The following is a 26,419-nucleotide window of genomic DNA, read 5'->3' as shown; positions in this document are numbered from 1 at the left end:
GGTGAGGACCTTTCCCCGGAGTGCGGCCGGTGAGGGCGGAGGTCCCCCACCGGCCGGGCGGTCAGGCCGCTCGCTTGTACTTCTTGATCGAGCTGTCCTGGGCGATCGAGTCGGCGCCCTTCTGGCACTGGTCGAGGAACTCCGCCGGGCCGATCCGGCCGCTGAAGAACTCGCCACACGCGGCGTCGACGAGGTTGCGCTCCAGCTTGCGGTAGTAGTTGTTGTAGACCCAGTTGAAGCCGTTGGCGCCGGACGCGTCGAGCGCCTTGACCACGCTGTTCAGCCCGTACGGCAGCTCGACGCCCTCGGTGGCGCCGGCGACCACGGTGAGGCTGGCGACCTTCCGGGTGAAGTCCTGTGCGCCCTTGCGGGAGAGCATGGTCCGGAAGTACTCCAGGCCACCGGCGACGTTGCGGGCCTTGGCCGGCACCATGAACGGCTCGCCGGCGGTGCCCCGGATCGCCTCGAACGGCAGCTTGTCGCCGCTGCCCAGGCTCGGCGTCGGCGCGATGGTCATGTTGAACCCGGCCGGGGTGACGTCGGACTGCTCACTCTCCAGCCACGAGCCGCAGGAGATGAAGGCGGCCTTGCCCTGGCACCACGCGGTCTGTGACTGCTTGTGGTCGAGCCCCGAGGACCCCTCCAGGATGAACTTGTCCTTCACGATCTGGTGCCACGCGTCGGCGGCGGTCTTCATCGAGTCGGACTTCCAGGCGTTCGGCTCCAGGTTGTCGATGGCGGTCGCCACGGACGGGCCACCGAGCTTGATGGCGGTGGCGATGACCGGCCAGCTCATGTAGCGCGGGTGCAGCCCGGCGTACGTCCAGGGGGCGATGCCGGCGGCCTTGATCTGCTTGCAGAGCGCGATGTGGTCGTCCCAGGTCTTGGCGTACTCCCACCTGCGCTCGCTGAGGAGCTTGTCGGAGTACCAGATGCCGTAGGCGGTGTAGGTGTAGTTGAGCACCAGGAACTTACCGTCGTACGACCCGACCTCGACCGCGCCGGGCAGCAGGGTGTCCTTGACCGTCTTGCCGGGCACGTCGAGGCTCGGCGCGGCGAGCAGCTCGCCCAGGTCGGCGATGGCGTTCTGGCTGACCAGGCCGTTGAAGTCGATCTGGCTGGCGCCGGAGTTGTTGACCACGTCCGGCGGGGTGCCGTCGACGAAGCGAGGCTGGAGGGTCTTGCTGATCTCCTGCGTGGCGGAGTGCTTGATCTTCGCCTTCGGATACCTCTCGGTGTACATGGCCTCGTGGGCCTTGGCGTACTCCTCGCCGAACCCGCCGCCGAAGATCACCACCTCGAGCGGAGCATCCTCCTTGACGCCGAGCGGGTTCTGCTCGCTCTTGGTGCCCTTGTAGGTGGCGCTGTCGTCGTTGTCGCCGCCGCCGGTGGCGCAGCCGGCGAGCAGGCCGGCGGCGGGGGTCGCCAGCAGGCCGGCGGCGGCGCTGCGCCGCAGGATGTCACGCCTGTTCATAAGGTCTCCTCGGTTCGGGTCGGGCGGTCGCCGGGTGGTGGGGGAAGGCGTCCGTCTCGCGAGGCACGGGGGTTTGTTGCTTGTCTTCACTCAGCTCAAAGTTACTGAAGAATTTCTACGGCAGCGGCGCGTGGACTTCAACCCCCGAGGGCCGAACCGTTATCACCACCGGCCACCGCCAGGTCGCATAGCCTGAGGCGATGGGCCGCCTGCGCCAGTTCGCCGAGCGCACCCCGGCCGGTCGGGAGCGGTACGTCGATCTACTCCGCGCGCTCGCCATCACCATGGTCGTTCTCGGACACTGGGGCGTCGCGGTGATCGTGCGGGACGACGGCGGTATGCCCACCGGGCGCTCCGCGCTCAGCAACCTGCCGTGGGCGTACCCGCTGACCTGGGTGGCCCAGGTGATGCCGGTCTTCTTCCTGGTCGGCGGCTACGCCAACGCGGCCTCGCTGACCCGCCTGCGCTCCCGGGGCGGCGACGCCGCCGGCTGGCTGCTCGACCGCAGCGCCCGACTGGTCCGCCCCACCAGCGTGCTGGTCCTGGTGCTCGGCGGCGCCGCCGCGCTGGCCCGGCTGCTCGACACCGACCCCACCCGGATCCGCGAGGTGGTCTGGTTCGCCACCATCCCGCTCTGGTTCCTGGTCGCCTACCTCGCGGTGGTCGCGCTCACCCCGCCGATGTACGCGCTGCACCGCCGCTTCGGCCTGGCCGTCCCGCTGGTGCTGGTCGCCCTGGTGGGCCTCGGTGACCTGGGCCGGCTGACCGGGCCGGTGGAGCTGAGCTTCGGCAACTACCTGTTCGGCTGGCTGGCGGTGCACCAGCTCGGCTTCGCCTGGTACGACACCCGGCCGGCAGCGGCCGACCCGCCGGCTGCCGGTGGAGCCGCCGCCCATCCGCCGACCGACGCCGCCGGTCCGTCGGCGGGCGAGCATCCGGGGGTACGTCGGCGCCGGCTGCCGACCTCTCGCCGGGCCGGCGTGGTGTTCCTGGCCGGAGGGCTGGCCGCGCTGCTGCTGCTCACCGTGCCCGGCCCCTGGCCGGTGGCCATGCTGAACGTGCCCGGCGAGAGGCTGGACAACGCCGGGCCGCCCAGTCTCGCGCTACTGGCCGTCGCCGCCGCCCAGCTCGGCCTGATCCTGCTGCTGCGTGGCCCCGCGGAGCGCCTGCTGCGCCACACCCGCCCGTGGCAGCTGGTGATCGGGGTCAACCTGGTGGTGCTGACCGTCTTCCTCTGGCACCTGACCGCCGCAATCCTGCTGATCGGGCTGCTCGACGCGACGGGGACCCTGCCCACACCGGTGGTCGGCTCGACGGCCTGGTGGGCGTGGCGGGTGCCCTGGCTGCTGCTGCTCGCGGTCGTCCTGGCGGTGCTGGTGGCCATCTTTGGGCCGGTGGAGGCTCGCAGCAGCCGGCACCGCACCGGGCGCCGGGCCGGCCGGGGCACCGCGACCCGCACGGTGTTGACCGTGGCCGGCTACGCCGCCGTGGTGGTCGCCCTGATGCTCAACAGCGCGACCCCGAAACTCGCCGCGGAGCCGCTCGGCATGCCCGCCCCGGCGCTGCTGGCGTACCTGGCCGGGGCGAGCCTGCTGCGACTGCTCAGGTCTGGGTGGGGAACCCGAGGTTGACCCCGCCGTGGCGCGGGTCCAGCCAGCGGCTGGTGACGACCTTGCCCCGGGTGAAGAAGCGCACGCCGTCCTCGCCGTGCGCGTGCAGGTCACCGAAGAGCGACGACTTCCAGCCGCCGAACGAGTGGTACGCCATCGGCACCGGGATCGGCACGTTGATGCCGACCATGCCGACCTCCACCTCGTGCTGGTAGCGCCGGGCGGCGCCGCCGTCGTTGGTGAAGATCGCCGTGCCGTTGCCGTACGGGCTGGCGTTGACCAGCTCGACCGCCTCGTCGTACGAGCCGACCCGGACCACGCTGAGCACCGGCCCGAAGATCTCGTCGGTGTAGATCGACATCTGCGGGGTCACCCGGTCGAACAGCGTCGGGCCGAGCCAGAAACCCTCCGGGTCGCCGTCGGGTGTCACGTCCCGACCGTCGACGACCGGCACCGCTCCGGCGGTCACCCCGGCGTCCACGTAGGAGCGCACCTTCGCCGCGTGCGCGGCGGTGACCAGCGGGCCCATGTCGCAGCCCCGCCGGCCGTCACCGGTACGCAGCCCGGCCATCCGCGCGGCGATCCGCTCGACCAGCGCGTCCGCGACCGGCTCCACCGCCACCAGCACCGAGATGGCCATGCACCGCTCCCCCGCCGAGCCGAACCCGGCGTTGACGGCAGCGTCGGCGGCCAGGTCCAGGTCGGCGTCGGGGAGCACCACCATGTGGTTCTTCGCCCCGCCGAGCGCCTGCACCCGCTTACCGACAGTCGTGCCACGTTGGTAGACGTACCGGGCGATCGGGGTGGAGCCGACGAACGACACCGACCGCACCTCCGGGTGGTCCAGCAGCGCGTCGACCGCCTCCTTGTCGCCGTTGACGACGTTGAGCACCCCGTCGGGCAGGCCGGCCTCGGCGAACCACTCCGCCAGCAGCAGCGCCGCGCTCGGGTCCTTCTCGCTCGGCTTGAGCACCACCGCGTTGCCGCAGGCCACCGCCACCGGCACGAACCACAACGGCACCATCACCGGGAAGTTGAACGGGGAGATCACCGCGACCACACCGAGCGGCTGCCGGATCGTGTACGAGTCGACCTCGGTGGAGACGTTCTCACTGAAGGCGCCGCGCAGCGCCGAGGGCAGGCCGCAGGCGTACTCGATGACCTCCAGGCCGCGCTGCACCTCGCCGGCGGCGTCGGCGAGCACCTTGCCGTGCTCGGCGGTGATCACCTCGGCGAGACGGTCCCGGCGGGCGTGCACCAGCTCGCGGAACGCGAACAGCACCGCCGACCGCTTCGCCAGCGACGCGTCCCGCCAGGCGCGGGCCGCGCGGGAGGCAGCCTGCACCGCGACGTCGACGTCCGCCGCCGAGGCCAGCTCCACCTCGGCGGTACGTCGACCCGTCGCGGGATCGAACACGTCACCGCGCCGCTCGGACGTGCCACCCACCCGCTTGCCGTCGACGAAGTGCCCGATGCTCATGCCGCCACCCCCGCCGACGAGCGGATCGCGTCGACGAGGATCGCCAGGCCCTCGCGGGCCTCCTCCTCGGTCAGTGTCAACGGTGGACCCATCCGCAGGACGTTGCCGTAGAGGCCGCCCTTGCCGGCGAGCAGACCACCGGCACGGCATGCCTCGAACACCTGGTTGGTCAGCGCCGGGTCCGGCTCGCTGGTGCCCGGCCGGACGAACTCGACGCCGAGCATCAGCCCTTTTCCGCGTACCTCCGCGACGCAGTCGAGACCGCCCACGGCGGACCGCAGGCCGTCGGCGAGGATCGCGCCGACGCGGGCCGCGTTCGCCTGGAGGTCGTGCGCGATCAGGTAGTCGAGCACCGCGTTACCGGCCGCCGTCGAGATCGGGTTGCCGCCGAACGTGGAGAAGCTGATCCCCGGTACCGCCTGGAGCACCTCGGCCCGACCGACCACCCCAGCCAGGGCGAACCCGTTGCCGACACCCTTGGCGAAGGTCAGCAGATCGGGGGTGACGCCGTGCGCCTGGTAGCCCCAGAAGTGCTCCCCGGTACGCCCCCAACCGGTCTGCACCTCGTCGGCGATGAACAGGATGCCGTGCTCGTCGAGGACCTTCTTCCAGCCCGCGAAGAGCCCGTCCGGCGGATGCACGAAACCACCCACCCCCTGGATCGGCTCGGCGATCAACGCGGCCACGTCACCGGAGGTCTGGGTGGCCAGCACCTCACGCAGGTCGTCCACCGCCGCGTCGACCTGCTCCCCGGCGCTCAGCCGGGACAGCAGACCACGCACCCGGTCACCGGAGTGCAGCCAGGCCACCTGGAGCGGGTTGAGGGCGCTGGCCGACCAGGTGCGGTTGCCGGTGACGCCCATCGCCGCGTACGACCGGCCGTGGTAACTGTTGCGCACGGCCAGGACCTGGTGCGAGCGGCGGTAGTTGGTGGCCACCAACAGCGCCGCCTCGTTCGCCTCGGTGCCCGAGTTGGTGAAGAACACCCGCGCGTCGGGGATGCCGGAGCGCTGCGCGATCTTCTCGGCCAACTCGACCTGCTGCCGGATCAGATAGAGCGTCGAGGTGTGCGCGATGCCGGTGGCGAGCTGCCGCTCGACCGCCTCCCGGATCTCTGGGATGTCGTAACCGATCATGTTGGTCAGCACACCGCCGAAGAAGTCCAGGTAGCTGCGCCCCTGGGCGTCGGTGACCCGGCGGCCCGAACCGGAGACCAGCTCGATCGGCTCGGCGTAGTACAGCGGCATCCAGGAGGGAAGCACGGCCCGGTGCCGGGCCAACAGGTCATCGCTCATCGGGCAAAACCCTTCGACGGCGTACGTGAATTAACCGCACGCTCCCACCCGGAGGCCGGCGGGGACAACTGGCAGTCTGTAGCGCAACAGGGGTGCCGGCCTGACAGCACGCAACGGATTGCGGCGTCTATCCGACATATCGCAGCTCTTAACCGCAGTGCACACGGCTGATCGCCACTCGATCCGTACCGTGCCCGGCATCGATACCCTGGGACGTCGACAGTCGGTGGGGAGGCGCGCGGTGCGGATCGAGCTGACGATCGCCGAGCTGGAGCGGGTCGCCGCCCGCGAGGTGGGCCGGGGCAGCGAGGCGCTGGCCGTACCGGCGGCGGGTGGACTGTTCGCCGCCGCCCGGTCGCTCGCCACCGGCACCCCGGATGCCGCGGTGTTCACCGGGTTCTTCATCCCGGGCGCCGAACCGCCCGCCGCGGAGACCGACGGCCCGCTCGGCGCGGCCCAGATCGCCGCCGCTCTGCGCCTCCTCGGCGGCCGGTGCCGGCTGATCACCGACGAACCCTGCGCGCCGGTGGTCGAGGCGGCCGTCGCCGCCGCCGCAACGGGCCTAGCGGTGGACGTCGCACCACTGCGGGGGTACGACGAGTGGGCCGCCGCCGCCCTGCCCCGGTACGGCCAACTGACCCACCTCATCGCCTGCGAACGGGTCGGGCCGAGCGTCGACGGGCGGCCCCGCAACATGCGCGGCGAGGACATCGGCGCGCACACGGCACCCCTGGAACGGCTCTACAGTGCTGGGTCGGCCTTCCGGATCGGGATCGGCGACGGCGGCAACGAGCTGGGCATGGGCCGGCTGCCGGCGGAGCTGGTCGCTCAGGTGGTCGCCTCGGGCGAGCGGATCCGGTGCGTGGTGGGCGCGGACGCGCTGCTCGTCGGCGGCACCTCCAACTGGGCCGCCGCCGCACTCGTCGGCGCGCTGGCACTGCTCCGACCCGACGTGCCCGAGCTTCGTGCGCTGCTCCAGCCGGCATGGTCGTACGACCTGCTGGCCTCGATCGTGCGCGCGGGTGCCGTGGACGGCGTCCGTCGACGCCCCACGCTCAGCGTCGACGGCCTCGACTGGCCCGCCTACGCCGAGCCCCTCGCCCGAATCGCGGACCTGGTCGCGGCCGCGCGGTAGGAGGACTTCCCGACCTGCCGTCCTCCTGAGCAGGACGCGATAGTCCTCAACGGACAGGGGGTGGCTCCGCCGGGCGGAGGGGCCGGCTACCCGGACGGGCACGTCCCCTGGTGGGGCCGCCGCCGGTCGACGCGGCAGGATCCGGGCCCCGCTCCGGGTCGGGTCGAGCCGGACTGCCCGACGGTGGTTGGGCGGGCTTCGGGCCAGCAGCGGGCGGAGCAGGCGGCGCCGCGGTGGGGGTCGGCGCGGTGGCGTTCGGGGCGGCCGGTCGGGGACGCAGCGGTAGGTGCAGGGCGACCGCGACCAACGCGAAGGCCGCCCAGCCGCCGCCCAGCGCCACGGCCGACGACACGTCCTGAAGGTAGTGGTAGGCGGTGAGGAAACCGATCAACGCGAGGCTGTTGCGGGCGAAGTGCCGACTGAACTCGTGCAGCTGGCGGCGGGCCTCGACGGCGACCAGCACCCCCGAGTAGGGGAACGTCACCACCATGCCCCGCAGCACCGCGCCGAGCAGCGCGGTGAGGATCGCCCCGACGAAGATGACCACCAGCTTGAGCAACGCCGGCAGCCCGTCCGGACGAGCTTCGGTCGTGGTGCCAGCTTCGGCTGCGGTGCCGGCTTCGGCTGCGGTGCCGGCTTCCGTCGGCGTAGGGGCTTGCGCCGGAACACCGGCTTTTGCCGACCGCCGGGCACGTGGGCGCAGCAGCAGCATGGCCGCCATCCAGAGCACCAGCAGGCCGGCCAGGGCCGCCTCGAACGGGACGGGGACGGCCAGCAGCCCGGCACTCAGCGCCACGTACACGCCGACCCCCGCGCCGTCGGCGAGCAGAATCGGCCAGCGCAGCCGCAGGTGGGTGAGGGCCACGGTGACGAAGAAGAGGTTGAGCCCGAGCACGCCGAGCAACTGCGCGCCGTCCACCCGGTAGCCGGTGGTGACGAGAGCGAGCGTCATCGGCAGCGGAAGGCTGTAGACCAGGGCCCGGAGTCGGACCGAGCGGATCACGCTGACCGCCCAGACCACGGCTGTCACCAGCAGGACCGCACTCCACGTCATAGCTCACCCATCTCCGCCCTGGTGGGGCCGTCAGGACTGGAAGGTCGCGGCGTTCGCGCAGAGGTCGAACACGCGGGTGAGCCGGGCGACGTCCGCCCGGTTGACCGAGAACTGATTCTCGCCGATCTCGCCGTGCGCGGTCATTCGGGCCTCCCAGCAGCTCGACCCGTCCCAGACTGCCAGATTGACGTACAGGTGTGGGCTGACCACACCGTGCGGCAGGAGGCCCACCCGCACTCCTGCCTGGCGCTGCTTCTCGACCAGGGCCGACAGCTCGTCGGTCAGCGTGACGTAGACGAAGACCCGGGTGATCTGGACGCCCCGCTCAAGAGCGGCACGGTTCACCTCCCAGTAGCGCCGGCCGATCTCACTGCGCCACCAGCTCAACTCGCCGCTCGCCCGGGGCATCACATTGGTCAGCGCGTCCAGTCGACGTACGCAGCCCTGGGTCGCGCCGACCAGGTCCTCGTCCTCGTCGCCGCGCCGGATGATCCGCCCCTCCGCGAGTTGCTCGGCCTCCAACCGGAACTGCTCGTAGCGCCGCTGCGCCTCCGTCGCGACGCGGGTGCCCGCATGCTGCTCCGCCGCCTCACGCATGGCCCCGGCGAGTTCGGTGGTGGTGCGGACGAGCCATGGTGGGCCGTCCAGCAACGTCCGCAGGTGAAACCGTCGCTCCGCACGGGCCAGCGAGTCCACCAGCAGCGAGATGGTGATGCCCATCAGACCGGCCAGCAGCGACTCCACGCCGGAGGCGGCGTTACTGAGGTCGAGCATGACGCTGAGCGTGACCGACAGCGTGATGCCGACCAACGCCACCGGATCGGTGTGCGCCACCAGACGGGCGAAGCCGTCGGAGGCGCTGCCGCGTCCCCTGAACCCTCGACGGACCATGTCACGGGCCATCGAACTCCCCCAATCCGCCGGTGCGGTCAGGGTAGACACCGATCACAACCGCCCCGCCGCGGCAGGGCGGCAGGTGCGGTCACGCCGCGATGCTCCCGGCGAGTGTGTCGTGCAGGCGTCGCATCGACACGATTCCGGACCGGATCTCCTGTAGGTACCGGTCCGGATCGGTGGCCCCGGCAGCTGACGGAGTTGTGGCCCGGTCGGGGTCGAAGCCGATGGTGTCGATCCCACATCCATACCGCGTCGCGATCATGCGGATCGCGTCGCTGTGTTGAAAGGGCACGTAGATCGGGGAGGTGACGACGAGGATCCGGTCGGTCGCCCGGACGTTGAACCGGTCAGCCCAGAACCGGTACGTGTCCGGTGTGTTGGCGCGGCGTGATTCCGGCTCGCTGGACGGCGCCGCGAGGACGTACACCTCGGGCCCTCCGACGGCGCGGTACGTGCCCACCTGCCAGGACCGGTGCGTCACGGCTTCGTCGGACGATTCCGACACCGTGGGGGCGTCGAGACCGAACCCGATCCGTACGCCGGCGTCCAACGCGTCGACCTCGTACTGGCAGCCGGCGAGCCCGGGAACGGCAGTCTCCGCCTCGGTGAGCGGGCGGAAGCTGCCGAGCGCGGCCAACTCGGGGACGACGACGATGCGATCGCGGATCAACCGGGCGGCGTACTCGGTGCGTTGCAGGCAGGAACGGCCAAGACCGCCCAGGACGAGCAGGCGGTCGTACGCCGAAAGCGGGGGGCGGTCCGCGTTGACGAGACGCAGGGCGGTCGCCGCGGCGCGGATGAGATCGACCTGGGCGTGGTCGAAGTTCGGCGCCGTCACCTGGTCGCGCTCGACCTTGCCGTGCTTGCGGAAGTCCCAGTGCGTCTCGGAGAAGGCATCCAGCCAGGCCAGAAGCTCACCGACGCCGACCGACGGCAACGCGCTGCCGTACTCGGCGACGAGCGCACGCATCGGGGACGAGGAAACCCAGCCATGGATCTCGTCGGCGACGGCCTCGGGGCGGAAGCCCGGTTCGCACGTCGGAAGGGCGACCGCAGCGAAGCTGACCATGCGTTTCCTCCACCGGGCTCGTGGCGGGGTCGGGACGATCGCCCGATGGCGGGTCGGTGGTGATCGCGGCCGTCAGTGAGCCGAGGTCTCCTCGATGGCCTCCAGGAACGCCTCCGAGCGATGCTCGAAGTTGCGATACCGGCCGTAGCTGGGCGCGGCCGGTGACAGCAGGACGACGCCGTCGGCGGGGGTGAGCTTGCGAGCCTGCCGGACGGCGGCCGTCAGGTCATCGACGACCTCACAGTGCACGCCGGGCAGCCCGGCGAGCGCCGCCACGATCCGCGACCCGCTGTCCGGGATTCCGATGATGTTGAGTTCCCGTTCGGCCAGATGATCGCGGAGCGGGCCGTAGTCCAGGCCACGGTCGGCACCGCCCACGATCACCGTCAACGGCCGACCGTCGTACGCGTCGATCGCGTGCATGGCCGCGTACGGGCTGGTGGCCAGGGTGTCGTCGACGAAGGTCAACCCGGACGGGTCGGTGATCTCGGTGAGCCGGTGGGCCAGCCCCTGGAACTCGGCGACCGCGATGGCGAGGCTGTCCTTCACGGCCACCACGTCGATGCCGAGCGCGTCGAGCACCGCGAGGGCGACACACAGGTTGCCCTCGTTGTGGCGGCCGACCAGCGGCAGCACGGCGCGCGGGAAGAGCGGCTGGTCGCCGAGGTGGAACCACGGGGTGCCGTCCGAGCCGGTGGCGACGTGGGTGGTGTCGGGGCGACCGGCCCGCACCGCCGGCAGCTCCCCCAGCTCCGCGGCGAGCCGGGAGTCACCGCCGTTGACCACGATCGTTCGCGGGTCGTGGGCGAGCAGGTTGAGCTTGTCGCGGTAGTACTCCCGCTCCCCGCCGTGCGCGTCCAGGTGCTCGGGGAAGAGCGCGGTGACCACCGCCACCCGGGGCGAATCGGTGAGGTCGCTGCACTGGTAGCTGGACAGCTCCAGCACGTACAGCTCGGCCTCCGGCAGGTCCAGAGTGGGCACGCCGATGTTGCCGCCGAAGACGTTCGGCCGGCCCGTCGCGGTGAGCAGGTGACTGATCAGGCTGGACGTGGTGCTCTTGCCCTTGCTGCCGGTGACCCCGACGGTGCGCACGGCGTGGTCGGCCATCCACAGGGCGGTGCCCTGGGTGACCGGCACACCGCGTCGGCGCAGCTCGACCATCCACGGGTGGGTCTGCGGCACACCCGGCGAGCGGACCACCACGTCGGCGGCGGCCAGCCGGTCGAAGCCCGCCTCGCCGGTGACCAGCGGCGCCGCCTCGGCCAGCAGTCCGTCCCAGGGCAGCGAGAGGAAGTTCGCGCTGTCGTCGACGGCGACCAGCTCGGCCGGGCCGTGCGCGGCGATCGCGGTCACAGCGGCCCGACCCTCCCGGCCGGTGCCCCAGACGGCGACGGTACGTCCGCGCAGGTCAGACAGGCGCACTGGGGCTCTCCTCGGGGTCGCGGCGGCGGCAGGGCGGGCCCGGTCCGGACACGGCCGGACGAACCAGGGCCTAGTATGGCGTGTGCCCAACGAGCAGCTCCGGCGGATGGATGCCTTTACCTTCCCGTCCTACTCGATCGACTTCGCCACCGGCGAGGTGTTGTTCGACTACGCGTTGACCGGCCCGGCCGGTGAGCAACGCTTCACCGAGGTGATCACCCTTCCGCTGCCGGCGGAGCCGCCGTCGGACGAGACGGTCGCCACCCTCGGCCGGGTCCTCGAACTGCTGCACGTAGTGGCCGGGGTCAGCTACTACAAGGCCGCCGCACCGCCCCGCCTGGTGCTGCCGGCGCCGCTGGGCGCGGCCACCGTCGACTACGTCACGGCCGTCTACACCAAGGGCCTCGCCGAGTACGCGTACCGCAACCAGCTGCCGCACGTGCTCCAGCTGCGCCCGGAGGTGCCGGCCGGCTCCCCGGAGACGCCACGGGTGTACGACAACTCCGACCGTCGTCCCCTCTCCGCCGTCGGCGGCGGGAAGGACTCGATCGTCAGCCTGGAGGCTCTGCGCCGCGCCGAGCTGGACCCGGTGCCGTTCTCGGTCAACCCGAACCACGTGATCGTCTCGGTCAACGAGGCGTCCGGGTTGACCCCGCTGGCCGCTCGGCGGCGGATCGACCCGGTGCTGTTCGACCTGAACGCGGCCGGCGCGCTGAACGGGCACATCCCGGTCACCGCCATCAACTCGCTGATCGCGGTGGCCACCGCCGTGCTGCACGGGCTCGGCCCGGTGGTGATGTCCAACGAGCGCTCCGCGTCCGACCCGAACCTCATCTGGGACGGCCACGAGATCAACCACCAGTGGTCCAAGGGCGTCGAGGCCGAAGGGCTGCTGCGGGCCGCGCTGGCCGAGCACGCCGGCCTGACCGAGCCGTACTTTTCGCTGCTGCGCTCGCTGTCCGAGCTGCACATCGCCCGGCTGTTCGCCGAGTTCACCCGGTACGACGACGTGGTGACCAGTTGCAACGCCGCGTTCAAGCTGCGCGACGCGAGCGAGCGCTGGTGCCGTGACTGCCCGAAGTGCCGCTTCGTCTTCCTGGCGATGGCGCCGTTCATGCCGCGCGAGCGGGTCACCCACATCTTCGGCGGCGACCTGCTCGCCGACCCGGAGCAGATTCCCGGCTACCGCGAGCTGCTGGGCGTGGACGGGCACAAGCCGTTCGAGTGCGTGGGCGAGGTCGAGGAATCGGTGGTGGCCCTTGGTCTGCTCGCCGAGCAGGACCAGTGGCGCGATGCCCCGGTGATCCGAGCCCTGGTGGACGCCGTCCCGGCAACCGCCTGGTCCGCGGTGGCCACCTCCGACGTCTTCACCCCCGGCGGCCCCAACCACATCCCCCCCACCTACGCGAAGGCCCTGACGGACCTAACCGCCTGACCCCCACTCCCCCCGTTGATCATGAAGTTATTGCCACTCGCGCCGGCGAGTCACGGCAACAACTTCATGATCAACGCAGGCGGAGGGCTGGACCGGGGTCAGGGGGTGCGGACCGCCTCCAGTGCCAGGAGTGCCACGTGTAGGGAGAGGCTGGTTTCCACCGAATCCAGGTCTGCGTCGAGGATGCGGGCGATGCGGGCCAGGCGCTCGTAGAAGGCCGGCCGGGACAGGTGGGCGGCGGCAGCGCCGGCGGTCTTGTTGCGCCCCTGCTCCAGGTACGCGCGCAGGGTGTCCAGCAGCCGCTCTCGGGGGTGCCGGGCGTCGTACTCCAGCAACGCGCCGAGTTCCCGCTCCACGAACGTCTGCAACCGGGGCTCGTCACGCAGCAGGTGCAGCAGCCCGGCCAGCCCGACGTGCGGCAGCCGGAAGACCGGCAGGTCACGCCGGTCCCGTCGGGCCGCCTCGGCGATCTGTCGCGCCTCGACCAGCGACCGCCGTGCCTCCCGCAGGCTGCCCACCCCGGACCCGGCCGCCACGATCAATCCGCCCGGCGCACCACCGGCGGTGCGGGCCGGATCGTTCGCCACCCGGGCGCCCTCGCCGCCGAAAGCCGCCCGGGACACCTCGGAGCTGGGGACCGCCCGGGACACCTCGACGACCGATGCCGCCCGCGTCGGCTCGGTGCCGGACGTCGCGCGGACCGCGCCGTCGAGGCGTACCCGACGAAGTGCTCCGGCGAACGCGGACAGCGCGCGGTCCTCGGCGGCCGGGTCCGGCAGGGCCAGCAGCGCGCCCACCGCGTTGTCGTCGACGGCGCTGGTCAGCGCGGTCAGCTTCGCCTCCCGCAGTGCCTGGCCGACGGCCTCGGACAGGTCCCGCAGCCGGGCCTGGCCGGCCTCGGGGCCGCCCTCGCCGACGGGGTCGTCGGCGCGGTGCCGGACCATCACCCCGACGAGGTGCCGGCGGTCGAGCACCACACCGAGCGCCTTGGCGCGCAGCGCGACCTCGTCCACCGGCCGGGAGTGGTCGAGCAGAGCGGTGAGCAGGGTGCGGTGGATCTGCCGTTCCAGCCCTTCGGCGTCGCGGCGGATCAGCCGGCCCAGCGCGAGGGTGGACGCGGCCCGCTCGATCAGGATGGTGAGCCGGGTGGGTGGTCGGGCGTCCGGCGGCGTCGACTCGCCGGCCCGTTGGGTGGGCAGGTCCCCGGTGGCCGGCCAGCGCAGCAGCAGCCGCCCCCAGTCCTGCCCCCGGGCGCCGACGACCGTCACCAGCCAGCCGCTGTCCGGGTCGTACGCCGTCCGCCCGGCCGGACGGATCCGTCGGGAGTGCTGCTCCCAGCCGTCCAGCAGCAGCTCGGCGCTCTCCCCCGCCGGGTCGTACCCGAGGACCTGCCGGGACAGGTTCTCCAGCACCACCGGGCAGCCGGACAGGTCGGCGGCCTGCCGGATCACCTCGGCGGCGTCGGCGCCCTCGACGGAGAGGTCGGTGAACCGCTGGTGGATCTCCTCGGTGGCGCGCAGTTCGGTGAGCTGCGCGTCGACGATGAGCGCGTGCACCGCCTCGGTGATCCGCACGAACGGGGTTGCCCGGCGCAGCTCGACCAGCGGCAGTCCGCGCCGTTCGGCGGCGGCGATCATCACCCGGGGCACGCCGCTGCCGTAGCGGCGGCCCAGCTCGACGACGAGCCCGGAGACGCCGACATCGGCGAGGTCGCCGATGAACGCGCGCAGTCCCGCGTCGTCGCCGGGCAGCCCGATCCCGGTGGTGAGCACCAGTTCGCCGCCGCCGAGCAGGGTGGCGATGTCGGGCACCTCGGCGACGTGCACCCAGCGGACCGGACCGTCCAGCCCGGCGTTCCCGGCGACCACGCGCGGCGTACCGTGGCGGACCGGGTCCAGGGCGAGGACCTCACGGACGGTAGGGAACACGGCCGACACGCTACCCTCCGTTACGCCAGATCTCGACAATTGCCGACGAGCGTCACCAAGGGTCGTCGCGGCTCAACTCCCAGCATGCGACAGCGGTGGCGGCGGCGACGTTGAGTGAGTCGACGCCGCGGCGCATCGGGATGACCACGCGGGCGTCGGCGGCGTCCATCGCGGCCCGGGTCAGCCCGGCACCCTCGGCACCGAGCAGCAGCGCCGAACGGGCCCGCTGGGCGGCGTCGAGACGCTGGATCGGCACCGCGTCCGGTGCCGGGGTCATCGCCAGCACGGCGAACCCGGCCGCCTGGACCTCGGCGAGCGCGTCCGGCCAGGGGTCCAGCTTCGCGTACGGCACGGCGAACACCTCACCCATGCTGACCCGGACGCTGCGCCGGTAGAGCGGGTCGGCGCAGCTCGGCGAGAGCAGCACGGCGTCCACGCCGAGCGCAGCGACCGCCCGGAAGATCGCGCCAAGATTGGTGTGGTTGTTGACGTCCTCCAGGATCACCACCCGGCGCGCGGCGGCGAGCACCTCGGCCGCCGTCGGCAGCGGCCGGCGGTGGAACGACGCCAGCACCCCCCGGTGTACGTGGAAGCCGGTGGCCCGTTGCAGCACGTCCTGGGTGGCCGCGTACACGGGCGCGTCCCCGGTGTCCAGGTCGGCGAGCTGGTCGATGCGCTTGGCGTCGACCAGGTACGACCGGGCCGGGTATCCGGCGCGCAGCGCCCGACGCAGCACCAACTCCCCCTCGGCGATGAAGAGGCCGTGCGGCGGCTCCCAGCGGGTGCGCAGCTCGACGTCGGTGAGCGCGCGGTAGTCGGCGATCCGGTCGTCGTCGGGGTCGGTGATCTGGTGGACGGGCACCCGACGATTCTGCCGGACGGCGAACCTCGCGCTCCGACGCCCGCCCGGCAGGGTGTTTTGTCCGGTGAAGAACGGGAATGGCCGGCCGAGTGTCGGACTCGACGGGAAGGACCAGTCAGGTGAGCGCGGACCACACCTCGCCGGGCGAAGCGGGCACCCTGCCCCGCCGCCCGACCGTCGCGGACCACATCGTCTCCCGCCTGAGCAGTTGGGGAGTGCACCGCTACTTCGGCTACCCCGGCGACGGCATCAACGGCCTCACCTCCGCGCTGCAACGCACCGGCGGGCGCGCCCAGTTCATCCAGGTGCGGCACGAGGAGACCGCCGGCTTCGCGGCCTCCGCGCACGTCAAGTACGGCGGAGGGCCGCTGGGCTGCGCGCTGGTGACCAGCGGACCGGGCGCGATCCACCTGCTCAACGGCCTGTACGACGCCAAGCTCGACCACCAGCCCGTGATCGCCCTGGTCGGGCACACCGCGGTCACCGCTGAGGGCGGCGGCTACTACCAGGAGGTCGACCTGCTCGCCCTCTACAAGGACGTGGCGGCGGCGTTCCTGGCGCAGCTCGACCATCCGGCGCAGGTCCGCCACCTGGTCGACCGGGCGTGCCGCACGGCGCTGGCCCGGCGTACCGTCACGGCTCTCGTTCTCCCGTCGGACCTCCAGGACGAGCCGGCCGTTCCGGAGCCGCCGTACGCGCACGGCTACTACCACACCAGCAACGTGCCGAGCAGCACGCCGACGGTGCCGCCGGAGGGGGACCTGCGCCGGGCCGCCGAGGTGCTGCGCGGCGGGCAGAAGGTCGCGATGCTGGTCGGTCAGGGCGCGCTCGGCGCGCAGGACGAGGTCCGGGAGATCGCCCATCGGCTCGGCGCCGGGGTGGCCACCGCGCTGCTCGGCTTCACGGCCGTGGACCATCGGGAACCGTGGGTGACCGGAGCGATCGGCCTGCTCGGTAGCCGACCAAGCTGGAAGCTGATGAGCGACTGCGACAGGCTGCTGATCGTGGGCAGCAACATGCCGTACTCGGAGTTCTATCCGCCGCCCGGGAAAGCCCGTGCCGTGCAGATCGACCTGGACGGCACCCAACTCGGGCTGCGGTACCCGACCGAGGTGAACCTGACCGGCGACGCCCGGCCCACCCTGCGGGCGCTGCTGCGTGAGCTGGGCCCCGGCCCCGGGCCGACCGCCTGGCGGGCGGAGATCGCCGAGGCCACCTCGGCCTGGCGGCGGGTGCAACGGGAACTGGCCGAGCAGAGCGCCGACCCGGTCAACCCGCAACTGCTGTTCAGCACCCTCAGCGACCGGCTCCCCGACGACGTGATGCTCGCCGTGGACTGCGGCACCGCGACCGCCTGGTACGCCCGGCACGTGCAGGTCCGGCCCGGCATGTTGGCCAGCCTCTCCGGCACCCTGCTGTCCATGGGCGGCGCCATGCCGTACGCGTTGAGCGCGAAGTTCTCCCACCCGGACCGGCCACTCGTGGCGCTGATCGGCGACGGCGCGATGCAGATGAACGGGGTCAACGAGCTCATCACCGTGGCCAAGTACTGGCGCGGCTGGGCCGACCCGCGTTTCGTGGTGCTGGTGCTCAACAACCGGGATCTGGCGTTCGTCAGCTGGGAGCAACGCTCCAGCGAGGGAACGCCGATGTTCCCGGACAGCCAGCAACTGCCGGACATCGGCTACCACCAGTGGGCGCAGGTGCTCGGGCTGCACGGTGAGCTGGTCGACGACCCCGACCAGGTGCCGGGCGTCTGGGACCGGGCGCTCGCCGCCGACCGCCCAGTGGTGATCAACGCGCTGGTCGACCCGGCCGAGTTGATGCTGCCGCCGCACTTCACCGCCGAGCAGGCGCGCAAGACCGCAGCGGCGGTGCTGCGAGGTGACACCGACTGGGCCGGAATCATTCGGCGCGGCCTGCCCGCGACGATCAGCAGCTACCGCCCTCGCCGCCGGGAGCGTTGACCGGGTCGGCCGTCGACAGGGCTTCCTGTGTGGTCTGGAGGATCTCCTCCGACAGGGGCGTCTGTCCCGTCGCGCGGGCGAGCGTGAGCGCACCGACCATCGTCGCGAGGTCGACTATCGCCCGTTGGCGGGCTTCGTTCTCGCCTCGGCCGAGGGCGTCCTCAAGGTTCGTCAGCCGCTTGAGGGTCTCCTCCACGCCGGCCACGTACGACGTGCGGAGCGGGCTGTCGGCGGACGCCCGGGCGGCGTCGGCGGCCAGCGCGGTGTTGGCACATCCCGTGCCGGGCGCGTCGCGATGCTCCGGCGACAGGTAGTGCCGCAGCAGCGCGGACCACGCTTCCGACCCATCGGGTAGCTCGTCGCCGAGCTGAGCCAACAGGGCCAGGAGCTCACCGAAGGCCGTCGTGGCGGCGATGCCCAGCAGTTCGTCCTTCGAGCTGAACTGCTTGTAGAACCCACCGTGGGTCAGCCCTGCGGCACCCATGATGTCCTGGACGCTCATTCCCGCCGCGCCACGCTCACGGAGCAGTCTCGAGGTGGCGGCCACCACTTCCTCGCGGTGCCTCGCCGCCTCGGCACGTGATGTCCGACCCACTGCCGCGCCCCTCTCACCTGCTCACCGACCAACCTCCCCCGACTATAGAGGATGAACCTAATCCAAAACTTGTCGCGACCTGCGCTCGCCAGTTAGATTACGGGCGTCATCTAAAAAGCTCGACGACTGGAGATCACGATGAGCACCTACCTGATCAACCACCTGCGCATTCCGGGTGGCGTCCCGAACGAGGCAGGGCTGACCTACCTGGAGCAGGTCGAGGCCACCGTGCACCCGTACGGCGGCAAGTGGCTCGCCCAGGGCGACGTGGACGTGGTCGAGGGCGCGTGGCCGGGGTCGGTCGTCCTGATCGAGTTCCCCACCCGCGCCGACGCCGAGAGCTGGTACAACTCGCCCGAGTACCAGGCCATCCTGCCGCTGCGGACGAACAACGCGATCTCGGACCTCATCCTGATCGACAGCCTGGCCCCGGACTTCACCGTCGCCGGTTTCGCCCAGCAGGTCCGCGCCGCGATCGCGGCAGCCTCGCGCTGACTCGAGGCGACCAGGTCGAGTTCGCCGCCGAGGCCACTGCCGGGAAACCCCATGGCAGTGGCCTCGCCGCGCGCGGCGCCAGCAGCATCACGGCGCGTGGCGCCCAGCAGCCCTCGCCGCGTGTGACGCCAGCAGCCCTACGGCGCGCGTGACGCCGGCAGTGGCAGAGGCGTGGCCGTCCGGGCGCGGCGTGAGCGCCGATCAGCCCCGGCGGTCGAGCCAGCGTTGCAGGGCCGAGCGGGGATCCTGGGAGGGCTCGCGGTCGGGAGTGGCCGGGGCGCGCGTGACCGGACGGCGGGGCTCGCCGGCCAACTCGCGGCTGGGTGCGGTGAACGCCTTCTCCGGCTGACCCTTGACGGCCGTGGCGATGACCCGGGCAACCGCGTCGATCACCTTGGCCTGCACGGCGGAACCCACCGAGTCGGTCGGGTCGTCCGGGTTGGCGGCGATGCCGGCGACCGCCACCTGCGGGGTGAAGCCGACGAACGTCTCGGTGGCGTTCTCCTCCGAGCTGCCCGTCTTACCGGCGGCCGGCCGGCCGTCGAGGATGCTGTTCACAGCGGTGGCGGTGCCGCCGTTGCACTGCCCGTACGGCGACTGCTGGCCCACCGGGCACCGAGCGGCGTCGGTCGCGGCGCGGGCCACGTCGGCGTCGAGGACCCGCTTGCAGGACGGCTGCCCGACCGGCATCTTCTCGCCGTTCGCGGCGGTCACCGAAACCACCGGCACCGGTGTGCAGTAGGTGCCCTCGGCGGCCACCGTGGCGTACGCGTTGGCCAGGTCCAGCGGGGTGGTGGCGGCCACGCCGAGGGTGAACGAACCCCAGTTCGCGGCGTTGTTCTTGGCGAAGGCGGCGTCCGAGTCGGCGCGGAAGGTGATGCCGAGCCGCTGCGCCATCTCCACCACCTTGTCCTCGCCGACCTGCTCGGCCAGCCAGACGAAGTAGGTGTTCACCGAGCGGCCGAAGCCGTCCCACATCATCCGGTACCCGTCCATCCAGTCCGGGTTGGCGTTGACCGGGCACCAGCGGCCGTCACAGCTTCCCGGGCCCTCGGCGGCGTACCGGGTGGGCAGCTTGGCGGGCGCGTCGAAGCCGGTGGAGAGGGTACGGCCCGACTCCAGCGCGGCGAGCATGGTGAACAGCTTGAACGTCGAACCCGCCTGGTACCCGTCGACGCTTGGCCCACCGGAGATCAGCGGGTTGACCGTGTTCGGGTAGTTGACCTGCCCGGCCGGGTTGTCGGCCAGGCTGTAGTGCCGGTTGACCGCCATCGCCAGCACCTGCCCGGTGCCCGGCTGCACGGCCGCGATCGGCAGGGCGCGCTTGTTGTCGTACCCGTAGACCTTGGTGGCCTGCTGCTGCGCGGTGGCCTGGACCTTCGGGTCCAGGGTGGTGACGACGGTGTAGCCACCCGAGCGCAGCGCCTGCTCGCGCTCCGCGACAGTGGCCCCGAACGCCGGCTGGGTCAGCCACCACTGGCGCAGGTAGTCGCAGAAGTAACCCCAACCGTCGTGACCCTGGGAGACGGCGGTGCAGCCGTTGGGCTGGGCGGTGGGGTGCAGGGTCAGCGGCTCCGCCTTCGCCTGCGCTGCCTGCGCGACGGTGATCGCCCCGGTTTCGGCCATCGAGTCCAACACGTACGACCGGCGGGCCAGCGCGTCGTCCTTGTTCCCGTCGATCGGGCTGTACGCGTCGGGGGACTGCACCAGGCCGGCGAGCAGCGCCGACTCGGCGAGGGTCAGCCGCGCCGGAGGCTTGCCGAAGTAGCGCTGGCTGGCCGCCGCGATCCCGTACGCGCCGGAGCCGAAGTAGGCGATGTTCAGGTACCGGTTGAGGATCTCGTCCTTGCCGAGGCTCTGCTCCAGCGCGCTCGCGTACCGGATCTCCTGGACTTTGCGGCCCACCGTCGGGTCCGTGGCGGCGGCCCGCTCCTCGGCGCTGCGCGTCGGGTCGGTCTTGAGGACGTTACGGACGTACTGCATGGTGAGCGTCGAGCCACCCTGCTCGGTGCCGCCGCCCTTGACGTTGGCCACCAGCGCCCGGAGCAGGCCCCGCACGTCCGCGCCGCCGTGGTCGTAGAACCGCCGGTCCTCGGCGGCCACGATCGCCTGCCGCATCACCGGAGCGATGTCCGCCAGCGCGACGTCTGTGCGGTTCACGTCGTAGAACGTCGTGATCAGCGTCTTGCCGTCGTTCGCGTAGAGGTACGACCGCTGCGGGGTGGCGGGGGTGCGCAACGCCTCGGGCAGTGCGGCGTACGTGCCGATCGCGGACCGGGCGGCGAACCCGAGCAGCAGGTTGCCCGGCAGCGCGGCCAGTGCCAGGACGAGCCCGGCCAGCAAGCCGGCGAGCAGCACGGTGAACAGCCGCGACAGCGGCGAGCGAGAGGCGGCCATGTTCCCCAGGATTGCCACGAAAGCCGCCAACCGACCACCCCCGCAGGCCAACTGTCAGCAACTTCACGGCCCCCCACCAGCCAACCCCCACCCAACCCTCCCCGCCGGCCGCCCCCACCCTCGCCCCGGTGATCATGAAGTTATTGCCCCGACGCGCCGACGCGAAGGGCAATAACTCCATGATCAACGAGGGCCAGAGAGGGGCGGGAGGCCAGGGAGGGAGGGCCAGGGTTAGGGGTTTGGGGTGGTTAGGCTGGCGCTGGCGGCGTCGCGGACGGTTTCGCGGGGCATCAGGCGGCCGGAGCGGTAGCCGATGCCGATGCCGGCGATCAGCACGAAGATCGCGCCGAACGTCTGAAGCGAGCCGATCAGGGCACCGCCCAGGCCCAGCAGCGGCGCGGCGATGATCAGCATGACGCCGTCGCCGAGGCTGAACGTGCCGGATCGGGCCACCGCCCACCCGATGAGGAACCAGCCCACGCTGTAGAAGGTGGCACCCACCAGGACCAGCGAACGCGCGGTGGTGCCGAAGACCGGCGTCTGCTCGGTCAGCCCCGCGAAGGGCAGCATCAGCACGGTCCCGGCGATGCTGACCAGCAATCCCGCCACGGCCACCCGGCGGCTGCGGGTGGCGGCCAGCAACCCGGTGAGAGCCAGCAGCGCGAGCAGGCCGAGCCAGACCGCGGCCACCCAGCCGATCAGGTACGCGGCCTGACCGTCGGCGGGATAGGGGTCGTTGCCCACCCCGCCGTCGCTGGCCATCGCCACCACGCCGTAGAGGACGGCGTACGCGGGCAGCAGCCACACCGCGGCCCGCGCGAACCGGCGCAGCGACCAGGCCCAACTGGCGTTCGTCGCCGGCCCGGCCGGGGTCGGTTCGTCGACGAACGGCAGTACGCCGAACCCGCCGCCACTGCGTCGGGAACCCAGTGGGCCGATCGGATCGTGCGCGCCGGGCACCGGGGTCGAGGACCACATCCGATTCGCGGGATCCTTCATACGTCACCTCGCTCGTCCACGAGCGGTGCGGGACGCACCGGGGCGCCCCGATTACCTGCTCACCACCCGTCCTAGGACCGATCGTGGCAGGCGTCGGAGCGCCCCATGAGTCTTTCTCGCATTTACCCGGCCGGGCGGCCGGAGTGCTGGATCAGCCGCGCTCGCGCTGGTCGGCCGGGTCCTCGACCAGGCTGGCCGGGGACACCGGCTCCGGGGCCGGCAGCCCCTGCGGCTTGTTGCCGCCGGTGGCCTGCGCCTCGGCGACGCGTACCTCATCGTGGATCTGCTGGGCGGCATCCGCCGCGGCCTGCGCCGCCTCCGCGGCCTCCCGCTCCACCTGGCTCGCGTGCTCGGCCGCCTCCGGTGCGGGCAGGTCCCCCACCATCTGGCTCAGCCCGCCGAGCGCGCCACCCATGCCCTCCAGGGCCTTGGTCAGCTCGGCCGGGATGATCCAGACCTTGTTGGCGCTGCCCTGGGCGATCTGCGGCAGGGCTTGCAGGTACTGGTAGGCGAGCACCTTCTGGCTCGGGTTCGCCTGGTGAATCGCGTCGAAGACCGTCCGGATCGCCTTCGCCTGACCCTCGGCCTGCAGGATCCGGGCCTGCCGGTCACCGTCGGCGCGCAGCACCGCCGACTGCTTGTCACCCTCGGCGGTGAGGATCACCGACTGCTTGTGGCCCTCCGCGGTGAGGATCGCCGCGCGACGGTCCCGCTCGGCGCGCATCTGCTTCTCCATCGAGTCACGGATGCTGGCCGGCGGCTCGATCGCCTTGATCTCCACCCGGGTCACCTTGATGCCCCAGCGGCCGGTGGTCTCGTCCAGCACCCCGGAGAGGTGCCGGTTGATCTCGTCGCGGCTGGTCAGCGCCCGCTCCAGGTCCAGCGAGCCAATCACGTTACGCAACGTGGTGACGGTCAACTGCTCGATGGCCTGCAGGAAGCTGGAGATCTCGTAGGTCGCCCGGACCGAGTCGACCACCTTGAAGTAGAGAACCGTGTCGATCGAGACCACCAGGTTGTCCGAGGTGATCACCGGCTGCGGCGGGAAGCTGACCACCTGCTCCCGCATGTCGACCTTCGTCCGCACAGCGTCGACGAACGGCACCAGCAGGTTGAGGCCAGGGCTGAGGGTGCGCTTGTACTTACCGAGCCGTTCCACCACATCCTGGCGCTGCTGCGGAACGATCCGCACCGCCTTAGCCAGCGTAATCACGGCGATCAACGCCACCGCGATGATCAGCACACCTATGAACTCCATCAGTTCACCCTCTCGCTTCCGGCAGCTCGCTGGCGGAAGAAACATCGTCCTGCCACACCAGGGCTGTCGCGCCCCGGACCTTTATCACCCGAACCCGTTGACCGGCTTCGAAAGTCTGCGTCGTGTCATATGCCCGCGCGGTCCACAACTCGCCATCGATCTTGACGAGGCCATGCTCGGCGTCGACCCGCTCCAGCACCAGTGCTGTGGAGCCCTCGATCGCCTCCACGCCGAACGGCTGCTCGCCGCTCTCCAACGCGGAACGGCGGTGCCGCCGGACGACCGGCCGCGCCAGCACCAGGCTCAACGCCGACACCACCGCGAAGACGAGCGCCTGCACGGCCACCGGTGCGCCCAGGGCCGCGGCGCCGGCAGCGGCGAACGCGCCGACCCCGAACATGATGAGAAACAGTGTCGCCGTGAAGATCTCGGCGACCGCCAGAACCACACCCAATACGATCCACACCACGGCGTCCACAACACGATCGTGACACGGAAATGCACATGCAGCCCACCCGTGATGATCGTTAGGCTCAGCGGCGGCAATCGCACCGTCCGATTCCGACAGCCTGAACGAGGAGTTCCCGTTGACGCTGCTGCCCGAAACCGCCCGGCAGATCGACATCCAGGTCGCCCGCGCCCAGGCCGACGGCCACGTCCCGTCGCTGGTGCTCGGCGTGGTCCGCGACGGCACGCTGGCGCACCTCGCCACCGCGGGCGAACACCCCCGCCCCGGCGTCGATCTGCAGTACCGGCTGGGTTCGATCAGCAAGACGATGACCGCCACCCTGATCATGCAGTTGCGTGACGCCGGCCGACTCGCCCTGGACGATCCGCTGGAGCGACACCTGCCGGGCACCGGCGGCGGCGCGCTCACCCTGCGCCAACTGCTCGGGCACGCCAGCGGCATGCAGCGCGAACCCGACGGCGACTGGTGGGAGCGGACCTCCGGCGTCGACCTGACAACCCTGCTCGCCGGGCTCACCGCCGACAAGATCGCTCACCCACCGCACGCCACGTACCACTACTCCAATCTGGCGTACGGGCTGCTCGGCGGAATGCTCGAACGGCTCACCGGGACGCCCTGGGCCGACCTCCTCGACGAGCGGGTCCTCACCCCGCTGGGCATGAGCCGCACCACCTACTCCGCCACCGAACCGTTCGCCCGCGGCTACGTCGTCCACCCCTGGCACGACACGCTGCGCGAGGAGCCCCGCACCGACACGGGGTCGATGGCCCCCGCCGGGCAGCTCTGGTCGACGATCGAGGACCTGGGTCGCTGGGCCGCGTTCCTCGCCGACCCCGACCCGTCGGTGCTGGCCGCAGAAACCCTGACCGAGATGTGCTCCCCCGTGGTGATCAGCGACCTGGAGTCCTGGACCCACGGGCACGGTCTCGGCCTCGAACTCCACCGCGAAGACAACCGGGTGTACGTCGGACACGGCGGCTCCATGCCCGGCTACGTCGCCTCGCTGGCCGTACACCGGCCCAGCCGCACCGCCGTCGTCGGCTTCGCCAACTCGTACGGCTTCCGTACCGGACACATCGGCGCGCTCGGCCGGCAACTGCTCACCCTGGTGCTCGACGCCGAGCCCACGCCGGCCACCCCGTGGCGGCCGGCCGAGGCCGCGCCGCCCGCCGAGCTACGGGAGCTGACCGGCCGCTGGTGGTGGATGGGCACCTCCATCGAGGTGTACGCGGACAGCGCGGGTGACCTGCACGCCGGCCCGGTCGGCGCACCCGACCTGCGCTTCGTGGCCATTGGTCCGGACCGGTGGCGGGGCCGCGCCGGCGACCAGGACGGCGAGATCCTCACCGTCGTGCGTGACGAGCAGGGCCGAGCCGTCGCGCTGGACATCGCGACCTTCGTCTACACCCGTACGCCCGACCAGGAACCCTGAGTCGCGCGCCCAGTTCCGGGCGGGGCTGGCTGGCTGGCTGGCTGGCTGGCTGGCTGGCACACAATCATGGATGTAGTGGCCTCCAAGGGTCGACGAGGCCACTACATCCCGGAAATAGTGCGGATCTTGCCCGGCACGGAGCGCGGCGCGGTCGGTTCTTGCCGGGTCAGGCGGGCTCGGTGACGAAGTCGATGAGGCGTTCCATCGCGTTGATCAAGGGGGTCTCCACGTCAGCGAAGCTGTTCACCCGAGACAGGATGTGCCGCCACATGTCCGCCGGCTCGGCCACACCGAGAGCGGCGCAGACGCCCTCCTTCCACGGGCGACCCGGGGGCACCACCGGCCAGGCCGCGATGCCCAGCGCCGCCGGCTTGACCGCCTGCCAGACATCGACGTAGGGGTGCCCGGTCACCAGCACGTACGGCGAGTTCACCCGAGCCACGATCCGGCTCTCCTTGCTGCCCGGCACGAGATGGTCGACCAGGACACCGAGCCGTCGGGTCGGGCCGGGGCCGAAGTCGCGTACCACGGCGTCGAGGTCGTCGATGCCGTCCAGCGGCTCCACGACCACGCCCTCGATCCGCAGGTCGTCACCCCAGATTCGCTCGACCAGCGCGGCGTCGTGAATGCCCTCCACCCAGATCCGGCTGGCCTTGGCCACCTGGGCGCGGACGTTGTCCACCGCCACCGAGCCGGACGCGGTGCGTCGCCGGGCCGCTGGCACCGGTGCACGGCCCGGGCGGCGCAACGTCACCGGCCGCCCGTCGAGCAGGAACGCAGCCGGTAGCAGCGGAAAGTTGCGCCGCCGGCCATGCCGGTCCTCCAACACCACCGCGCCGGCCTCGAAACCCACCACCGCGCCGCAGAACCCCGAGTCGGCGTCCTCCACCACGAGATCAGGCTCGGCGTCCACCTCCGGGGTGACCTTCCGCCGTCGCCAGTCCCCCGCCAGCACGTCCTCGCCGTATCGCCCCGCCATGTCGATCACGCTAACCCCGCCGCCTCCACCCATCACCCCGACACACCGCCCATCCGGCAAACCCCACCGCACCACCGCACCACCGCACCACCGCACCACCGCACCACCGCACCACCGCACCACCGCACCACCGCACCACCGCACCACCGCACCACCGCACCACCGCG

21 protein-coding genes are annotated in these 26,419 nt (G+C 71.6%); 6 read left to right on the top strand and 15 right to left on the bottom strand.

From position 1 onward, the window contains the following. Positions 1-61: 61 nt before the first annotated feature. Positions 62-1,474 (bottom strand): N-acetylglucosamine/diacetylchitobiose ABC transporter substrate-binding protein, encoded by a 1,413-nt coding sequence (gene ngcE, locus ABZ780_RS00270; RefSeq protein WP_357482618.1) that lies wholly within the window; start codon positions 1,472-1,474, stop codon positions 62-64. Between the two features lie 200 nt (positions 1,475-1,674). Here ngcE and ABZ780_RS00265 point away from each other — a divergent pair, with 200 nt between their 5' ends. Continuing rightward, positions 1,675-3,105, top strand: a complete 1,431-nt coding sequence (locus tag ABZ780_RS00265) for an acyltransferase (RefSeq protein ID WP_357482615.1) — start codon at positions 1,675-1,677, stop codon at positions 3,103-3,105. Here the strand turns inward: ABZ780_RS00265 and ABZ780_RS00260 are convergent. Both ABZ780_RS00260 and ABZ780_RS00255 read right to left on the bottom strand, forming a co-directional pair. Next, positions 3,077-4,564 (bottom strand): CoA-acylating methylmalonate-semialdehyde dehydrogenase, encoded by a 1,488-nt coding sequence (locus tag ABZ780_RS00260; protein ID WP_357482612.1) that lies wholly within the window; start codon positions 4,562-4,564, stop codon positions 3,077-3,079. The two genes, ABZ780_RS00265 and ABZ780_RS00260, sit on opposite strands and share 29 nt — an antisense overlap. Beyond that, positions 4,561-5,859, bottom strand: a complete 1,299-nt coding sequence (locus tag ABZ780_RS00255; protein ID WP_357482609.1) for an aspartate aminotransferase family protein — start codon at positions 5,857-5,859, stop codon at positions 4,561-4,563. The genes ABZ780_RS00260 and ABZ780_RS00255 overlap by 4 nt, the downstream gene beginning before the upstream one ends. A gap of 241 nt (positions 5,860-6,100) precedes the next feature. Between ABZ780_RS00255 and ABZ780_RS00250 the strand changes: the two genes are divergently transcribed. Continuing rightward, a complete protein-coding gene (locus tag ABZ780_RS00250) occupies positions 6,101-6,994 on the top strand; it encodes a glutamate cyclase domain-containing protein (protein ID WP_357482606.1) in 894 nt (297 codons plus the stop codon). Between the two features lie 46 nt (positions 6,995-7,040). Here the strand turns inward: ABZ780_RS00250 and ABZ780_RS00245 are convergent, their stop codons facing one another. The 4 genes from ABZ780_RS00245 to murD form a co-directional block, all read right to left on the bottom strand. Further along, complete coding sequence (locus tag ABZ780_RS00245; RefSeq protein ID WP_357482603.1) at positions 7,041-8,048, bottom strand: hypothetical protein; 1,008 nt, start codon at positions 8,046-8,048, stop codon at positions 7,041-7,043. 30 nt (positions 8,049-8,078) lie between these two features. After that, positions 8,079-8,951 (bottom strand): hypothetical protein, encoded by an 873-nt coding sequence (locus ABZ780_RS00240; protein ID WP_357482601.1) that lies wholly within the window; start codon positions 8,949-8,951, stop codon positions 8,079-8,081. Positions 8,952-9,030: 79 nt separating this feature from the next. Then, positions 9,031-10,014, bottom strand: coding sequence for a hypothetical protein (locus ABZ780_RS00235; protein ID WP_357482598.1), 984 nt, complete (start codon positions 10,012-10,014; stop codon positions 9,031-9,033). 72 nt (positions 10,015-10,086) lie between these two features. After that, positions 10,087-11,436: a UDP-N-acetylmuramoyl-L-alanine--D-glutamate ligase gene (gene murD, locus ABZ780_RS00230; RefSeq protein WP_357482595.1), complete on the bottom strand. Its 1,350-nt coding sequence runs from the start codon at positions 11,434-11,436 to the stop codon at positions 10,087-10,089. A gap of 82 nt (positions 11,437-11,518) precedes the next feature. Between murD and ABZ780_RS00225 the strand changes: the two genes are divergently transcribed. After that, the gene (locus ABZ780_RS00225; protein ID WP_357482592.1) at positions 11,519-12,871 is read left to right on the top strand and encodes a hypothetical protein; all 1,353 of its coding nucleotides are present in this window, start codon (positions 11,519-11,521) and stop codon (positions 12,869-12,871) included. Positions 12,872-12,969: 98 nt separating this feature from the next. Here ABZ780_RS00225 and ABZ780_RS00220 read toward each other — a convergent pair whose 3' ends face one another. Next, positions 12,970-14,808: a PucR family transcriptional regulator gene (locus ABZ780_RS00220; RefSeq protein ID WP_357482590.1), complete on the bottom strand. Its 1,839-nt coding sequence runs from the start codon at positions 14,806-14,808 to the stop codon at positions 12,970-12,972. Positions 14,809-14,851: 43 nt separating this feature from the next. After that, positions 14,852-15,712, bottom strand: a complete 861-nt coding sequence (locus ABZ780_RS00215) for an RNA methyltransferase (RefSeq protein ID WP_357012588.1) — start codon at positions 15,710-15,712, stop codon at positions 14,852-14,854. 68 nt (positions 15,713-15,780) lie between these two features. On the opposite strand from ABZ780_RS00215, the gene ABZ780_RS00210 reads away from it, so the two are divergent. Beyond that, positions 15,781-17,628 carry a thiamine pyrophosphate-requiring protein gene (locus tag ABZ780_RS00210; protein WP_357482588.1) on the top strand — a complete coding sequence of 616 codons (1,848 nt, stop codon included), beginning with the start codon at positions 15,781-15,783 and terminating at the stop codon, positions 17,626-17,628. Here ABZ780_RS00210 and ABZ780_RS00205 read toward each other — a convergent pair. Further along, on the bottom strand, positions 17,594-18,175 hold the full coding sequence (locus tag ABZ780_RS00205; RefSeq protein WP_357012480.1) for a TetR/AcrR family transcriptional regulator: 582 nt from the start codon (positions 18,173-18,175) through the stop codon (positions 17,594-17,596). The two genes, ABZ780_RS00210 and ABZ780_RS00205, sit on opposite strands and share 35 nt — an antisense overlap. Before the next feature lie 186 nt (positions 18,176-18,361). Between ABZ780_RS00205 and ABZ780_RS00200 the strand changes: the two genes are divergently transcribed. Next, complete coding sequence (locus tag ABZ780_RS00200) at positions 18,362-18,718, top strand: DUF1330 domain-containing protein (protein ID WP_357482585.1); 357 nt, start codon at positions 18,362-18,364, stop codon at positions 18,716-18,718. Positions 18,719-18,919: 201 nt separating this feature from the next. Here the strand turns inward: ABZ780_RS00200 and ABZ780_RS00195 are convergent, their stop codons facing one another. The 4 genes from ABZ780_RS00195 to ABZ780_RS00180 form a co-directional block, all read right to left on the bottom strand. Then, entirely contained in the window at positions 18,920-21,115 is a 2,196-nt protein-coding gene (locus ABZ780_RS00195) for a transglycosylase domain-containing protein (RefSeq protein WP_357482583.1), read from the bottom strand. Between the two features lie 231 nt (positions 21,116-21,346). Continuing rightward, the gene (locus ABZ780_RS00190) at positions 21,347-22,114 is read right to left on the bottom strand and encodes a hypothetical protein (RefSeq protein WP_357012477.1); all 768 of its coding nucleotides are present in this window, start codon (positions 22,112-22,114) and stop codon (positions 21,347-21,349) included. Between the two features lie 151 nt (positions 22,115-22,265). Further along, positions 22,266-23,372, bottom strand: coding sequence for an SPFH domain-containing protein (locus ABZ780_RS00185; RefSeq protein ID WP_357482580.1), 1,107 nt, complete (start codon positions 23,370-23,372; stop codon positions 22,266-22,268). A gap of 4 nt (positions 23,373-23,376) precedes the next feature. Further along, positions 23,377-23,850, bottom strand: coding sequence for an NfeD family protein (locus ABZ780_RS00180; RefSeq protein WP_357012474.1), 474 nt, complete (start codon positions 23,848-23,850; stop codon positions 23,377-23,379). Between the two features lie 109 nt (positions 23,851-23,959). Here ABZ780_RS00180 and ABZ780_RS00175 point away from each other — a divergent pair, with 109 nt between their 5' ends. Beyond that, positions 23,960-25,273 (top strand): serine hydrolase domain-containing protein, encoded by a 1,314-nt coding sequence (locus ABZ780_RS00175; RefSeq protein WP_357482577.1) that lies wholly within the window; start codon positions 23,960-23,962, stop codon positions 25,271-25,273. A gap of 166 nt (positions 25,274-25,439) precedes the next feature. Here ABZ780_RS00175 and ABZ780_RS00170 read toward each other — a convergent pair whose 3' ends face one another. Continuing rightward, complete coding sequence (locus ABZ780_RS00170; protein WP_357482574.1) at positions 25,440-26,252, bottom strand: DUF3097 domain-containing protein; 813 nt, start codon at positions 26,250-26,252, stop codon at positions 25,440-25,442. Between the last annotated feature and the right edge of the window lie 167 nt (positions 26,253-26,419).

This window comes from Micromonospora sp. NPDC047467 (genome assembly GCF_040643095.1).
Taxonomy (GTDB): Bacteria; Actinomycetota; Actinomycetes; order Mycobacteriales; family Micromonosporaceae; genus Micromonospora.
This window is presented reverse-complemented; position numbering and strand designations above follow the sequence as displayed.

What these genes read in the sequence shown, in the direction of transcription:
- ABZ780_RS00170 (WP_357482574.1), bottom strand. Translation starts at nt 26,252, where the DNA reads ATGGCGGGGCGATACGGCGAGGACGTGCTGGCGGGGGACTGGCGACGG.
- ABZ780_RS00235 (WP_357482598.1), bottom strand. Translation starts at nt 10,014, where the DNA reads ATGGTCAGCTTCGCTGCGGTCGCCCTTCCGACGTGCGAACCGGGCTTC.
- ABZ780_RS00195 (WP_357482583.1), bottom strand. Translation starts at nt 21,115, where the DNA reads ATGGCCGCCTCTCGCTCGCCGCTGTCGCGGCTGTTCACCGTGCTGCTC.
- ABZ780_RS00240 (WP_357482601.1), bottom strand. Translation starts at nt 8,951, where the DNA reads ATGGCCCGTGACATGGTCCGTCGAGGGTTCAGGGGACGCGGCAGCGCC.
- ABZ780_RS00245 (WP_357482603.1), bottom strand. Translation starts at nt 8,048, where the DNA reads ATGACGTGGAGTGCGGTCCTGCTGGTGACAGCCGTGGTCTGGGCGGTC.
- ABZ780_RS00265 (WP_357482615.1), top strand. Translation starts at nt 1,675, where the DNA reads ATGGGCCGCCTGCGCCAGTTCGCCGAGCGCACCCCGGCCGGTCGGGAG.
- ABZ780_RS00185 (WP_357482580.1), bottom strand. Translation starts at nt 23,372, where the DNA reads ATGGAGTTCATAGGTGTGCTGATCATCGCGGTGGCGTTGATCGCCGTG.
- ABZ780_RS00255 (WP_357482609.1), bottom strand. Translation starts at nt 5,859, where the DNA reads ATGAGCGATGACCTGTTGGCCCGGCACCGGGCCGTGCTTCCCTCCTGG.
- ngcE (WP_357482618.1), bottom strand. Translation starts at nt 1,474, where the DNA reads ATGAACAGGCGTGACATCCTGCGGCGCAGCGCCGCCGCCGGCCTGCTG.
- ABZ780_RS00260 (WP_357482612.1), bottom strand. Translation starts at nt 4,564, where the DNA reads ATGAGCATCGGGCACTTCGTCGACGGCAAGCGGGTGGGTGGCACGTCC.
- ABZ780_RS00190 (WP_357012477.1), bottom strand. Translation starts at nt 22,114, where the DNA reads ATGAAGGATCCCGCGAATCGGATGTGGTCCTCGACCCCGGTGCCCGGC.
- ABZ780_RS00200 (WP_357482585.1), top strand. Translation starts at nt 18,362, where the DNA reads ATGAGCACCTACCTGATCAACCACCTGCGCATTCCGGGTGGCGTCCCG.